General features: G+C 71.0%; 1 protein-coding gene. It reads right to left on the bottom strand.

Features of this window, described 5'->3' with window-relative positions:
• A partial coding sequence (locus tag DD1DGNOD_RS06395) for a uroporphyrinogen-III C-methyltransferase (protein ID WP_241255509.1) occupies nt 1–385 on the bottom strand: 385 nt, incomplete at its 3' end.
• Nucleotides 386–572: the final 187 nt, after the last annotated feature.

Below are 572 nucleotides of genomic sequence, written 5' to 3'. Positions count from 1 at the left end.
CCCCCGGGACAACCTCGCAGGGCACCCCGGCGGCCGCGCAGGCCAGCGCCTCCTCACCACCACGGCCGAAAACGAACGGGTCGCCTCCTTTGAGGCGCACCACCCCCAGACCGCGCCGGGCCCGTTCCACGATCACCTTGTTGATCTGCCCCTGGGTGAGGTTGTGGCCGTGCGGCGCCTTACCCGCGTCCACGATCTCGACCTCGGGTCGCAGGTCGTCGAGCAGCGCCCGGGGAGCAAGCCGGTCGACGACCACCACGTCCGCACGACGCAGGAGCTCCAGACCCCGGACGGTGATCAGGTCGGGATTTCCCGGACCGCCGCCGACGAGCGCCACCCAGCCGCCCGCCGTGCGGTGGGCCTGCGTGTCCCGGTCCGTGGCCATGCCCGGACGGATCACCCCGCCCGAAGCTGTCGCATGCTCGTCGCTGCCGCCCCGCCCGGCTGCCGCCGGTGGATCCGTGTCGAATCTGCCCACGATGAGAGTGTGCGTCCTGTAGCGCGGAAAAGCCGTAGGTAGGTTCCGTCGCCATGGCAGCGGTTTCTACCCACGGGTACGGAAGCCGTAGGTG

Origin of the sequence: Candidatus Protofrankia californiensis (assembly GCF_900634765.1) — a bacterium.
GTDB lineage: Bacteria > Actinomycetota > Actinomycetes > Frankiales > Frankiaceae > Protofrankia > Protofrankia californiensis.
The sequence above is the reverse complement of the archived record's forward strand: the minus strand, read 5'-3'. Positions and strand labels throughout refer to the sequence as shown.